The 13,662-nt window shown below is 33.3% G+C and carries 14 protein-coding genes and 2 pseudogenes; 5 read left to right on the top strand and 11 right to left on the bottom strand.

Annotated elements, in window-relative coordinates:
• Position 1: 1 nt before the first annotated feature.
• From artM to ACGH80_RS07995, 10 genes and pseudogenes are all read right to left on the bottom strand, one after another.
• Positions 2–679, bottom strand: a complete 678-nt coding sequence (artM, locus tag ACGH80_RS07950) for an arginine ABC transporter permease ArtM (protein ID WP_174798226.1) — start codon at positions 677–679, stop codon at positions 2–4.
• A 12-nt stretch (positions 680–691) separates the two neighbouring features.
• A complete protein-coding gene (gene artQ, locus ACGH80_RS07955) occupies positions 692–1,420 on the bottom strand; it encodes an arginine ABC transporter permease ArtQ (protein WP_411630868.1) in 729 nt (242 codons plus the stop codon).
• A gap of 132 nt (positions 1,421–1,552) precedes the next feature.
• Positions 1,553–2,287 carry a transporter substrate-binding domain-containing protein gene (locus ACGH80_RS07960; RefSeq protein WP_065560282.1) on the bottom strand — a complete coding sequence of 245 codons (735 nt, stop codon included), beginning with the start codon at positions 2,285–2,287 and terminating at the stop codon, positions 1,553–1,555.
• Between the two features lie 23 nt (positions 2,288–2,310).
• On the bottom strand, positions 2,311–3,039 hold the full coding sequence (artP, locus tag ACGH80_RS07965; RefSeq protein WP_296210296.1) for an arginine ABC transporter ATP-binding protein ArtP: 729 nt from the start codon (positions 3,037–3,039) through the stop codon (positions 2,311–2,313).
• A gap of 179 nt (positions 3,040–3,218) precedes the next feature.
• Positions 3,219–3,848, bottom strand: a pseudogene (locus ACGH80_RS07970) (ElyC/SanA/YdcF family protein); the annotation flags it as partial.
• A 1-nt stretch (position 3,849) separates the two neighbouring features.
• Positions 3,850–4,539, bottom strand: a complete 690-nt coding sequence (locus ACGH80_RS07975; protein ID WP_174798228.1) for a CidB/LrgB family autolysis modulator — start codon at positions 4,537–4,539, stop codon at positions 3,850–3,852.
• Positions 4,536–4,991: a CidA/LrgA family protein gene (locus ACGH80_RS07980; protein WP_174798229.1), complete on the bottom strand. Its 456-nt coding sequence runs from the start codon at positions 4,989–4,991 to the stop codon at positions 4,536–4,538. Before ACGH80_RS07980 ends, ACGH80_RS07975 begins: the two co-directional genes overlap by 4 nt.
• Positions 4,992–5,079: 88 nt before the next feature.
• Positions 5,080–6,525 carry an exodeoxyribonuclease I gene (sbcB, locus tag ACGH80_RS07985; RefSeq protein ID WP_411578467.1) on the bottom strand — a complete coding sequence of 482 codons (1,446 nt, stop codon included), beginning with the start codon at positions 6,523–6,525 and terminating at the stop codon, positions 5,080–5,082.
• Positions 6,526–6,702: 177 nt separating this feature from the next.
• Entirely contained in the window at positions 6,703–7,188 is a 486-nt protein-coding gene (locus ACGH80_RS07990; protein ID WP_174798338.1) for an SCP2 sterol-binding domain-containing protein, read from the bottom strand.
• Positions 7,189–7,209: 21 nt separating this feature from the next.
• Positions 7,210–8,841: pseudogene (locus ACGH80_RS07995) on the bottom strand (Na+/H+ antiporter).
• A 155-nt stretch (positions 8,842–8,996) separates the two neighbouring features.
• Here ACGH80_RS07995 and recO point away from each other — a divergent pair.
• Entirely contained in the window at positions 8,997–9,689 is a 693-nt protein-coding gene (recO, locus tag ACGH80_RS08000; protein ID WP_065610871.1) for a DNA repair protein RecO, read from the top strand.
• 41 nt (positions 9,690–9,730) lie between these two features.
• Here the strand turns inward: recO and ACGH80_RS08005 are convergent, their stop codons facing one another.
• Positions 9,731–10,180, bottom strand: coding sequence for a YaiI/YqxD family protein (locus ACGH80_RS08005; RefSeq protein WP_065560286.1), 450 nt, complete (start codon positions 10,178–10,180; stop codon positions 9,731–9,733).
• A 242-nt stretch (positions 10,181–10,422) separates the two neighbouring features.
• Here ACGH80_RS08005 and thrS point away from each other — a divergent pair, with 242 nt between their 5' ends.
• The 4 genes from thrS to rplT all read left to right on the top strand — a co-directional run bounded on the left by thrS (position 10,423) and on the right by rplT (position 13,583).
• Positions 10,423–12,348 carry a threonine--tRNA ligase gene (gene thrS, locus ACGH80_RS08010; RefSeq protein ID WP_174798268.1) on the top strand — a complete coding sequence of 642 codons (1,926 nt, stop codon included), beginning with the start codon at positions 10,423–10,425 and terminating at the stop codon, positions 12,346–12,348.
• Between the two features lie 27 nt (positions 12,349–12,375).
• Positions 12,376–12,915 carry a translation initiation factor IF-3 gene (gene infC, locus ACGH80_RS08015; protein WP_065590951.1) on the top strand — a complete coding sequence of 180 codons (540 nt, stop codon included), beginning with the start codon at positions 12,376–12,378 and terminating at the stop codon, positions 12,913–12,915.
• A gap of 84 nt (positions 12,916–12,999) precedes the next feature.
• Complete coding sequence (gene rpmI, locus ACGH80_RS08020; RefSeq protein ID WP_025315575.1) at positions 13,000–13,197, top strand: 50S ribosomal protein L35; 198 nt, start codon at positions 13,000–13,002, stop codon at positions 13,195–13,197.
• Between the two features lie 32 nt (positions 13,198–13,229).
• Positions 13,230–13,583: a 50S ribosomal protein L20 gene (gene rplT / locus ACGH80_RS08025; RefSeq protein WP_024496189.1), complete on the top strand. Its 354-nt coding sequence runs from the start codon at positions 13,230–13,232 to the stop codon at positions 13,581–13,583.
• The last annotated feature ends 79 nt before the right edge of the window (positions 13,584–13,662 follow it).

Raw genomic sequence — 13,662 nt, forward strand, 5'->3', positions numbered from 1 at the left:
ATTAGTTTTCAAATTTGAGGGCTTTTTTCTCTATAATCCTCATAATGGTGCTAAGTAAACCATTTATCAAGAGATATATTAACCCAGCAGCAATAAAAATAGTGAAATCATAATAATCCGCATTCAATTCATTGCTGTAGCCCATAACATCCATAACAGGAATCATTGATGCTAATGCTGTGCCTTTTACTACAAAGACAACTTCATTTGAATAAGTCGAAAGGGCTCTTTTTAATGCATAAGGCAAAACAACTTTTAAAGTTTGTTTTTTATTCATGCCAAGTGCTTCACAAGCTTGCCACTGTCCTTTAGGTAAGGCTTTTAATGAACCATAAAAAATTTGAGTTGTATAGGCGGCACTATTGAGTGTTAATGTTAAATAGGCACAAAACCAAGGCGAAGAAATAATGTTATAAAACGTCGGTATTTTGATTAAAATATCTCTAAATTGTGATGGCCCATAATAAATTAGTAAAAGTTGTACTAGTAAAGGTGTACCTGTAAATATAATGATATATGTGCGTATAACTTTATTTAATATAAAGTTATTTAATGACAATATGCATGATAGACAAGCAGCAATCAATCCAGCAGATAAAATACCCAAAATACCTAAACTTAATGTATCGGGTAAACCTTGGGCAATGATGTTAAGGTAATGAATAAAATTATCAGACATAATACGGCCTTACTAACTTTTCGCTGATGTAGGTTGTTCAAAATAGGTTGAGCGTTTTTCAATACGCGTTATAACCTTTTGACTTAAAATTGAGATAATTAGATAAATGATCATTGCAACAAAATACCATAAAAAAGGTTGGTTGGTTCGCGCGATGATAGTTTTGGTTTGCATCATTAAATCATCAATTGCAATTGCTGAAACTAATGCGGTGTCTTTTAACAAAATTAACCACTGATTACTTAATCCAGGCAAGGCATGACGCCACATTTGTGGCATTATAATACGAAGAAACGTGCGTGATTTACTTAACCCAAGTACTTGAGCTGCTTGTTTTTGTCCGTTAGAAATTGCTTTAAATGCACCGCGTAACGTTTGAGAGGCATAAACAGCGTATAAAAGTGATAGTGCTGCAACACCGCATAAAAAAGGACTAATATTAAAATCTTGAATATCTAATTGTATCGTCAACGACAAATAATAAAGATCGATTGTGAAACCATCATTTAATAATATTAATAATAGTGGTAATCCGTTATAAATAGCTACCACAATTAATAATTCAGGTAACGCGCGAATTGTTAAGTTAAATAAGGACATTGCCCACGCAACGGGTTTAAATGGAACAGATGCTAGTATTGAGAAAATTAAAGCGAAAACAATTCCGATAATTAATGATACAAAGGCCAATGATAATGTGATACCTGTTGCTTGTATAAGCGGCAAAATATACCCATCCATTAACGATGAGATCCATATCATTTTATTTGCAAAAAAATCAAACATAAAAAAACCAAGGTTAATTTAAAAAATAAATTCGCCGCAAGATAATGCGGCGAGATTATCATTGTAATATTTATTTAAAAATATAGTTTATTTATTAAACCATTTTTTATAGATAGCATCTAACTCACCGTTAGCTTTTAATTTATCTATTGCTTGATCGAATTGGTTAAGTAATTTTTCGTTCCCCTTACGGATAGCAATTCCTAAACCTTCACCAAAATAGTCGTGGTCAGTGATTTTATCGCTTAAAGCAACAATATCTGCCTCTTTGCCTAGCCATTCGCCAGCTACGATTGAGCTTGAAACTATTGCATCAATTCTCTTCGCTTTTAAATCTAAAATAGCGTACTGATAACTATCATAGCTAACCGCTTTCATATCTGGGAATTTATCACTTAAATATTTAGGATAAGTTGTTCCTTTTTGTAGACCAACTCGTTTACCTTTTAGTTGATCGAGACTAGTCAATGTATCTTTCAATGTAACAAATTGGATTGAGCTATCATCATAATAAATTTTAGTAAAATCAACTTGTTTTTGTCGTTCTGGCGTAATATCAATTCCGGCTATAGCAGCATCAATTCGACGAGTTTTTAAGCTAGGAATTAAACCATCAAATGATTGATTGACAATTTTGCATGAAACTTTTATTTCATCACAAATCTTATTAATCACATCAATATCAAAGCCGATGATTTCATTTTTTTCATTAGTAAATTCAAAAGGCGCATAAGTTGCTTCTGTTCCGATTGTTAAGGTGTCTGCTGCTTGAGCTACAAAAGCTGTTCCTGCAAGACAAATGGCTAGTAACGTTTTTTTCATATATCCACCTAATTTTATTTTAATTAATGTGACAAATAAGCTTTAAACTCTTCAGTTTTAGGATGAGCAAAACATTCGAGTTGTCCTCGCTCAATAATTTTACCTTGCTCCATATAAATTACTTGTGAAGCAATTTTGCGTGCAAAATCAACTTCATGCGTAACTATAATTTGTGTAATACCTGTTTGAGATAGCTCATTGATAATTTCGGCAATTTGCGATGTAATTGCTGGATCTAATGCTGCTGTAGGTTCATCGAATAATAATATTTGAGGTTCCATCATTAACGCTCTAGCAATAGCGACACGTTGCTGTTGTCCACCTGAGAGGTGAAGCGGGTAGCGTTGTGCCATATCATCAATTTGCAATCTTTGTAATATCGCCATTGCTTTATCGCAAGCTTCTTTTTTAGATAACTTTAATACTTGGCAAGGTGCTTCAATCAAATTTTCTAGTACCGTCAAATGCGGCCATAAATTATAGTTTTGAAATACCATGCCTACATTTTTACGGAGATGTCTAATTGTTGATTCACTAATTTTTTCAGAAAAATCAAAATGAGTGTTAGCAATAGTCATCTGCCCTGATCTAGGTATTTCAAGTAAGTTAAAAACTTTTAATAAAGAGCTTTTTCCTGCTCCACTTTGACCAAGTAATACAATGGTTTCACCAAGTGGATAGCAGAGTGAAACATCATTTAAGGCCTGATGTTTACCATAAAAACAGTTAATATGGTTTAATTCAATATTCATTGTTAGTTATACATTTTTTTGATGCTAAAGTTGATTAAATATTACTTTTTTCTGCATAAAAATGCAATCTAATTTATTAGACAAGTCCTCTTTTGTCTGGTTTTTATACTTAAAGATGCACTTTCCTGAAAGTTTTTACAATCTTTTGTTATTTAGGATGGTTATTGAGCATTAGATAAAATAGGAATTACAGGACCAAGATATCTAGGTTCTTTTTTTAGAATATAAAGATCAATAAATGCACTAACACGCGCAAACATTTCGCGGATACGGACTAACTTCATATTTTTAGGGGAGGGTACAGCAAAACATTGCGCTTGTATGTCTTGTGCAAGTGCAATAAAAATAGCTCGTTCGCAATGAAACTCTTGAGTGATAATAGTAAAATTATTTGCATCAAATACTTTATTGGCACGAACCACCGAATCGAAAGTTCTAAAACCTGCATAATCCAAAACGATCACATTGCTAGGAATTCCAGCTTTTATCAAATCCTTCTTCATAGTAATTGGTTCGTTGTAGCTTAAAAGAGCGTTATCACCACTTAATAATAAATAATCAACTTTGTTTTGCCAATAAAGATCAATTGCTCCATCAATACGATTACGATAAAAATCATTTAAACCTCCTCCTCGAACATATTTCGATGTTCCAAGTACAACACCAATAGTTCGGTAAGGAAGTTTGTTTTCATCATGATAAATATAAGGAGCTGTTTTATAGCTGACCCAATAATCTAAAACCACAATAGCAGTTATTGAAATCAAGCAGAAACTAGCAATATAAGCAATAAGCTTTTTTAATTTCATGCTAAAACCAGTTAAAAATAAATACCATTATTGGAAATAAAAAAGGTGCTGTCAATGAGGTCATAACACCACATAAAACTAATGATAACGAACTATACGCACCTTCGTTATAATCAACTTCAATACAACGGGCAGTGCCGACAGCATGTGAAACAGCACCGATAGCTAATCCTCTTGCTGGTGCTGATTTTATTCTTACTAAATTTAATATTTGATGTCCAAATATACCGCCTAATGTTCCAACTAATATCACGCATAATGCAGCTATTGACGGTACACCATCTTGATTACTTGCAATTGTTACTGCAATGGCAGTAGTAACAGATTTAGGTAGCACAGATGCAGCAATCTCGATACTTCCACCTAACCAAAATACAATACAAACACCGGTTATCATTGAAGCAAGCGATGCGGTAAAAGTAATAATCATTATTGACTTCCAACGCGCTTTAATTTGGGGGATAAGTTCATATAAAGGATAGGCGAGAGCAACAACAGAATAAGGCAATAGGTTATTAATGATTTGTACGTTGTCAACGTATTGTGTATAACTGGTGTTTGTTATCAGTAAAATTGGAATTAATACTATGACCGTAATCACTAGGGGATTAAATAACGGATTTTTTATTTTAAATGATATTTTTCTAATAATGAAGAAAATAAAAAGCGTTAATGATAGCATCCATATCATAGCTGATTGACCTCACCTTTTGGTGATGAAATTGTATTTTTTGCTGCGACTTTATGACATTGTTCCGTCAAAAATGCAGTTAGAATCAATACAATAAGAGAACCACCTACACAGCCAAATATAATCGGAACCCAATTTTGTAATAAAAGTGAATAATTATCCATAATCCCCATTGCTGCAGGAATAAATAACAATGTCATGTAACGCATGAATAGATTACAGCTATTTTTGATCCAGCAAGTGGGAATTAACTGAAATGCAAGTAAGAAGAACAGGATCAATAAACCAATAATACTGCCAGGAATCATTATAGGTAATATTTTAGAAATAATATTACCTACCCATAAACAAAGAGTTAATATGACCAATCCACGACCATAACTAAAAAGAGTATAGTATAAAGAATATAGTCTATGTCTGATGGTGGCGTGCTTAGCTAGAAAATGTTTCATAACGTAAATGCTATTAATCTTAATTATAAATTATGACGGATGCTAGAGTGACATAAAGTTATTTGTCTATATGATACGCTCGTCAAAATTAATTACCAACTAAATAATGGCAGTAATGATAAAGTTGTTTAATTATTGCTAGTTTTTCTGGTTGCTGAATATAAGTTTCAGCATATTGTTCTAATATTAATAAGTAATCTTGAATTTTTGGGGTGTTGAGTTTATCGCGACAATAATCTTTCCAAATAATCTGTTCATGCTCTGTTAATGTTTGTGGGTAATTTCGCGCTTTATAACGAAAAAATAGTGTTGGTAAACGAGGATCATCAAACGTTAATGATAAACTATCTAATAGATGAATTGGAGTTGTTCGAATAGTCTCGCAGCGTAACTTATCTTGGTTATTTAGAAATTTTCCATAAATTTGAGCATCAACATCAGCGTTAATAGTATTAATAGGACTATTATTATCAATATTAAATAACGTCTGCATTTTATTTTGTAATAAATTTTGATTTTCTAACAATTTATGTTGGTTTATTAAACATTGCTCTATATCAATGTTAAACCGTTCAGCATTTTCAGGTAATAATGTTTTTAATGGTGCAATAACAGGACATTTATTGGTATGAACCAATTTTAAAGGTATTCGTGATTCACCTAATTGTAGATCTTTAGTTTTGGTGTAGAGCCTTTCCTTTATTTGCTCAACAGGTAGATCGATTAAGAGATCTATATCTCCAGTTAAATCGCAAATAACAGCGGCACTATTTTGTACTGGATGCCAAATTATAGGTGAAACTAAAGATAGATTACCACGATGGCTGCCTAACATACCTGATACATGAACTATTGGTGTCATATTAACTACATCAATAAGTTCAGCAACTTTATTTTTCTTACGTAATGAGAAAAAATAATTAAACAGTTTAGGTTGTTTTTCTTTTATTAATTTAGCCATTGCTATAGTTGCATAAACATCAGACATTGCATCATGTGCATGTTCATGCTTAATGTTATTTGCTTTTGTTAGATGTTCTAAACGAAAACTTGGTAGACCTTCATCATTAGTTGGCCAATTAATTCCTTCTGGTCTTAGCGCATAACAAGCACGAACTACATCAAGTAGATCCCATCTTGAATTGTTGTGTTGCCAACAATAAGTATAAGGGTCATAAAAATTACGATATAAAAGATTACGCGTTACTTCATCATCAAAACGAATATTGTTATAGCCTAAAATACAAGTATTAGGTTTGCTAAAAGCTTGATGAATTTGTCGAATAAATTCAGCTTCACAAACTCCTTTGTTATTAGCTTCTTGAGGTGTTATGCCAGTAATTAGTACCGCTTCTGGATTGGGTAGATAATCTTGAGTTTGACAACAATATATAACCAAAGGATTTTCAATAATATTAAAATTCTCATCAGTTCGAATTCCAGCAAATTGAGCAGGGCGATCTAATGCAGGATGAGTTCCAAATGTTTCATAATCATGGAAGTAAAAAGTTGGCTGTTCTTGGTTATTTTTCATTGTGTAACCATATATTTTATGTTTTCTGTCAAGAAACTCATAAATTTCATTATATATACTCAAAATAATCAGCTTCTTTTCCCCATTTTATAGGGGGCTTAGAATAATTTATTATTAGCAAGGTAGAAATTAATCAATTCAAAATTTTGAATGATTTAAAATGAGTATAATTTATTCTTAATTAGTTGGTGCACTTTCGATAATATCTGCTAGTTTTTCGAGTGTTAGCCTTAAAAATTTTGGCATAGCTTCCAACTCAATAGAATCCATTAAATTTTTTACATATAACCCCAATTCAGTATCACCTTCAACAATCAAGCGACGTTGAAAAAATAGTGAATCGGGATCTTGTCGTCTAGTTGCTATCATAATCAAATCATTAGCATTACCTATAAAGCTTACATCAGCAATTTCTTCCCGGCTAACAACTAATTTGTTATCGATTAAACTAACAAACCACACAAGCTCTAGATCAGTAACTTGAATTTTAAGCCAACGATTTTCTAAAAAATCTAGATCACCATCTTGTAGAGAATGTTCAAATTGTAATTTCAATAATTGTTCTATGGTTTGTTTTTTGACATTAAAAGGAATGTATCGTAAGGTAAGCCCCAAAATATGGGGCGCTTTATTGACAAACTGTGAATGAATTTTGTTTAGAATTTGGCTTTTTGCTCCAATCATTTATGCATCCCCAGAAATCATTTTTTCATAAATATCCAGATCGTTATTTAAATGTTCATAAACTTCTTCGCTCACTTCATTACGAACTTTCATTTGTAGTAAAGCTGTACGTTCTGCACCAATTGCAACTAGACGCATACGTCTTTCTAAGTTTTCAGCCTCTAGTGCTTTTTGTTCTAAATCTTTAAGTCCAGTTCGGCGTCTTAATGAACCAATGACACGAGAACCAATTTCATGTATAATTTCCTGATCTAAGCCAGATTCAGACGTTTCTTGCAATAAATTATTTTGCATTTTTTCAAGACTGATAATCGCTTCTTCTGCCATTTGACCTTTAACTGATAAAATTTCATTTTTTTGTTCAGAATTATCTAAAATTACACTACCTCGTAACAAGATAGGTAAGATTATCACCGCTGCAATCAATGATATTAATATGATACCTGTCGCAATAAAGACCAGTTGATAACGTCCATTAATTGTCATTGGAATAGATAAAACACCAGCTAGAGTGATAGCTCCTCTAACGCCAGCAAATGTTGAAATTAAAAGATCTCTGGTTGAGTATGCCCTAAATGCAAGAGGTCTCTTAGTTCCAAAAGGCATCGTTGGCATATGTTTCATTGACCATAACCAAGCAAATCTAGTTCCCATCAATACAGCAAAAACGAATAAAACAATTAAACATAGTTGTCATACCTCAATTGAGGTATCAATTTGGTTTTCTACAAAAGTATTATTAAAAATGCTTGGTAGTTGAATACCTAATAAAACAAATACAAATCCATTAAACACAAAGGTTAACATTGACCATGTACTATCTGATTGCAAACGTGCAGTTAAAGGTGCGTTTCGCATCATACCAGAATGATTGACTGTCATACCTGCGCTTACTGCTGCTAAAATACCAGAGCAATGACATTCCTCAGCAATGATATAGGCGGCAAAAGGTAGTAAAAATAGTAATACTATTTGAATAGCGGGATCATTGTGAGTAAGCTTATTTATTTTACGTAAGATACGTGCATATAACCAAGTAAATAAAACACCAATAGCTAATCCACCAATAGCAACTACAAAAAACTGGACACTAACATCAAAGATATTGAATACTGCATCACCAACGGCAATAGCAATAGCAAATTTTAAAGAAACCAAACCTGAAGCATCATTCATCAATGCTTCACCTTCGATGATTTCCATCTTTTCTTTTTCAATACGACCTTTACCTACAATTCCACTTAATGCTACGGCATCTGTTGGCGATAAAACTGCTGCTAATGCAAATGTTGCAGCTAGATCGATTCCTTTTGGTAACATCCAATAAAGTAAATAACCAACAGCTACAATTGTTATTACAACTAAAACTAGCGCTAGCCCAACAATTTCTCTAACATTGTGCACAAAATCTTTTACCGATGTTTTGCGCCCATCGGCAAAGAGTAAAGGTGGAATGAATAAAACAAGAAATAACTCTGGGTCAAATTTGACATAAACTCCAAAGGCAGCCAATATACAACCTAATAATATTTGCATTAGAGGCAATGGGATTTGTATTGGTAGCATTTTAATAACAACACCAGAAAGTGATACAATTAAAACTAGTAGTAAAATTATTGAAAAAAGATCCATAGTTCCTCTTTTATTTATCCTATAATCCTATTGTTTACATTGATTATATCGGATCTTCAACTAAATTTCAGTTGAAAATTTCATAGATTTATCTAAATTTTACTCAGATACAATTATTAACCAAGAAACAGTAGTGTAATTGAAAGGTATTTTGAATGGAAAATTGGCAAAGAGCATTTATACTACATACTCGTTCTTATACTGAAACTAGTTTATTAGTCGATCTATTTGTTGAAAATATCGGAAAAGTAAAGGTATTAGCTAAAGGTGCTAAACGAAAAAGCTCTGCCTTGAAAGGTATGTTGCAACCTTTTACTCCACTTATTGTGCAATACTCAGGCCAAGGTGAAATAAAAACATTGCGTCAGGTTGAAGCTATGTCGCTTGCATTGCCATTGGTATCTGTTTTTTTGTATAGCGCATTTTATTTAAATGAACTATTACATCGAGTTTTAGTTGCAGAAGCAGAATTGCCAACTCTTTTTGATGATTATCTAAAAAGTCTGCAACAATTAGCCCAACAGGTTCCTGCTGAAAATGTGTTGCGAGCTTTTGAATTATCGTTATTAGAAAATTTAGGATATCACGTTGATTTTTTTCACTGCTGTGTAACTGGCGATGACATTGTTAAATCGATGTATTATCAATATCAATCGGAAAAAGGATTTATCAGTAGTTTATTACAAAATAGCATCAGCTTTACTGGCGAGCAGGTTTTAGCTTTAGGAAAACGTCAATTTGATAATATCGATACGTTAAAAGCAGCTAAACGCTTTACTAGGATGGCGTTGAAACCTTATGTAGGATCAAAACCATTCAAAAGCAGAGAGCTATTTCTAAAAATTTAGTTTTGCTAATTTGGCTGCTCGATTTAAAAGAGTTATTAAATTCATTTCGATGTTGAATTAAGTAATATATCAAGCTGATTAGCAAATTTTTCTCGGTCTTTGCTGGAAAATGGAGCTGAACCTTTAGATTGTATTCCACTTGCTCGCATGGTTTCCATAAAATCTCTCATAATTAATCGTTCTTTAATTGTATCTAGTGTATATTGTTCACCTCGTGGCGTGAGCACTAATGCATTTTTATTTAAAACTTCGGATGCAAGTGGAATGTCTGAGGTAATAACTAAATCATTTTTTTGAACCGACTCAATTATTTTTCTATCTGCTACATCAAATCCTTTTTCAACTAATAAAGTTTTAATATAAGGTGACAAGGGGATAGTTAAACATTGATTTGCAATTAATGTTGTATTTATTGCTTTTCGATTTGCAACTCGATATAAAATCTCTTTAATTGGGTTAGGGCAGGCATCAGCATCAATCCAAATATTCATAGCATATGTGTTCATATTATAAACTTTTATTAGTTAATGATTATAATCTTTGTTATACAAAAATAACCATTTATTTGTAAAAAAGTTTCCGGTAACTATGTGTTTTAGTATATTTATTAAGCTTCATATTAATATGATTCTTTCTATTTTAAATCCAGATGATAAGTGGTAGTATATTCGACCTATTTTTTAAGTAAGCAAGTGCGCTTTCGTGTGGCGCACCACTGTTATAAGGATTTGTTATGCCAATTATTACTCTTCCTGACGGAAGCCAACGTCAATTCGATAAACCCGTTACTGTTTTAGAAGTTGCTCAAAGTATTGGAGCAGGTCTTGCTAAAGCTTGTATAGCTGGGCGTGTAAATGGCGAGCGTAAAGATGCCTGTGATGTCATTGATCAAGATGCAACATTAGCCATCATTACAGCCAAAGATGAAGATGGACTCGAAATTATTCGTCATTCTTGTGCACATTTATTGGGTCACGCAATTAAACAACTATGGCCTAATACACAAATGGCTATTGGTCCAACAATTGATAATGGTTTTTATTATGATGTTGATTTAGATCACTCTTTAACTCAGGAAGACCTTGATGCACTAGAAAAACGCATGCATGAGTTGGCTAAAAAAAATTATGAAGTAAAAAAAGAAGTGGTTAGTTGGGAGCGCGCTAGAGAAGTTTTTTGGGAGCGACATGAACCATACAAAATTGCTATTTTAGATGAAAATATTCCAAAAGATTCAAAACCAGCTCTTTATCATCACGAAGAATATATTGATATGTGTCGTGGACCACATGTACCTAATATGCGTTTTTGCCATCATTTTAAATTGCAAAAAATTGCTGGAGCTTATTGGCGCGGTAACAGTGATAATAAAATGTTACAACGTATTTATGGAACAGCATGGGCAGATAAAAAACAACTTGATAGCTATTTACAATTTTTAGAAGAAGCCGCTAAACGAGATCATCGCAAAATTGGTAAGCAACTAGATCTTTATCATATGCAAGAAGAGGCGCCTGGTATGGTGTTTTGGCATAATGATGGTTGGATTATTTTCCGTGAACTTGAGGTTTTTGTTCGCACTAAATTGAAAGAATACGATTATCAAGAAGTAAAAGGTCCATTTATGATGGATCGTGTTTTGTGGGAAAAAACAGGTCACTGGGGTAATTATAAAGAGTTAATGTTTGTTACTTCTTCTGAAAATCGTGAATATTGTATTAAACCAATGAACTGTCCAGGACATGTACAAATTTTTAATCAAGGCTTAAAATCTTATCGTGATTTACCATTACGTATGGCGGAATTTGGTAGTTGCCATCGTAATGAACCTTCAGGATCTTTACATGGTTTGATGCGCGTTCGAGGTTTTACACAAGATGATGCACATATCTTTTGTACTGAAGATCAAATTCGCAGTGAAGTAAATAGCTGTATCAAAATGGTTTATGATACTTATAGTACTTTCGGTTTTAATGATATTACTGTTAAGTTATCAACCCGTCCTGAAAAACGAATTGGTAAGGATGAAACTTGGGATCTTGCTGAAAAAGATTTAGCTGAATGTTTAACAGAAAATGGCATTGAATTCGAATATTTACCAGGTGAAGGCGCTTTTTATGGCCCAAAAATAGAATTTACCTTGCATGACTGTTTAGGTAGAGCATGGCAATGCGGTACAGTTCAGCTTGATTTTATGCTACCTGAACGTTTAGATGCGACTTATGTAGGTGAAGATAATGAACGTCATGTCCCGGTTATGATTCATAGAGCTATTTTAGGTTCTATGGAGCGTTTTATGGGTATCTTGACTGAAAACTGTGCAGGTCTTTTCCCTACTTGGCTTGCTCCATTGCAAGTTGCAGTAATTAACATTACCGATAATCAAGCTGAATATGCCAAACAATTAACCGCACAATTACAAAAAGTTGGCATTAGAGCAAAAGCGGACTTGAGAAATGAGAAAATAGGGTTTAAAATTCGCGAGCATACTCTAAAACGTGTTCCTTATATGTTTGTTTGTGGAGACAAAGAAATGGAATCAGGAACAATTTCAGTTCGAACTCGTCAAGGTAAAGATCTTGGTAGCTTTGAAGTGAAACATGTTATAGAATTGTTGCTTAACGAAATTCATAGTCGTTCATTAGAACAAATGAATTAATGATAAATTAATTTGGAGGAATGAGATATTAAAGTCAGTAAACGAATTCAGTCAACACGAGCACATAAAATCAATGATGAAATTACAGCTCGTGAGGTGAGGTTAACCGGCGTCGATGGTGAGCAGCTCGGTATAGTAAGCTTAGATGAAGCTTTAAAACAAGCTGAAGAAGCAACTTTAGATTTAGTTGAAATAAGCCCTAATGCAGAGCCACCTGTTTGTCGAATTATGGATTATGGCAAGTTCCTCTATGAAAAGAGTAAAGCAACAAAAGAGCAGAAGAAAAAGCAAAAGGTTGTTCAGGTTAAGGAAATTAAGTTCCGACCTGGTACAGACGAAGGCGACTATCAGGTAAAACTCCGCAGCCTGATTCGCTTTCTTGAAGATGGCGATAAAGCTAAAGTCACGTTACGTTTTCGTGGTCGTGAAATGGCTCACCAACAGTTAGGTTCTGAAATGCTTGATCGTATTAAAAAGGATTTAGCTGATTTGGCGATTATTGAATCTTATCCAACTAAGATTGAAGGTCGACAAATGATTATGGTGCTAGCGCCGAAGAAGAAATAATGGTTTTACAAGCTAATTTTTGATTTATTGAAAGTTACACCATTATTTTATTTTTATTAACAATGCGAAGTGGAAATTAATAAAATGCCTAAAATTAAAACTGTAAGAGGCGCAGCAAAGCGCTTTAAAAAAACAGCTTCTGGTGGCTTTAAGCATAAGCAAGCTAACAAGAGTCATATCTTAACTAAAAAATCAACCAAACGTAAACGTCATTTACGTGGTTTGACAACTGTGTCAAAAGGCGATTTAGGTTTAGTTACTGCGTGTGTTCCATACGCTTAATTTATTGGTTAATTATTTAGAGGATATAGTTTATGGCTCGTGTTAAACGTGGTGTTATTGCTCGTGCACGTCACAAGAAAATTTTAAAACAAGCAAAAGGTTATTATGGTGCTCGTTCACGTGTGTATCGTGTTGCTTTCCAAGCTGTAATCAAAGCTGGGCAGTATGCTTACCGTGACCGTCGTCAACGTAAACGTCAATTCCGTCAATTATGGATTGTGCGTATCAATGCTGCAGCACGCCAATGTGGTCTTTCATATAGCCGTTTTATTAATGGTTTAAAGAAAGCTTCAATTGAGATCGATCGTAAGATCCTTGCTGATATTGCAGTATTTGATAAAAATGCATTTGCTGCATTAGTTGAAAAAGCTAAGGCTGCACTATAATATTTATGAGAGCCGAGTTATCTCGGCTTTTATTATTTTAATTTTTGATTTTTATCATAAAGAGTAATTTAATTATGAA

It is taken from the genome of Gilliamella sp. BG1 (genome assembly GCF_046635625.1).
Lineage (GTDB): Bacteria > Pseudomonadota > Gammaproteobacteria > Enterobacterales > Orbaceae > Gilliamella > Gilliamella bombi.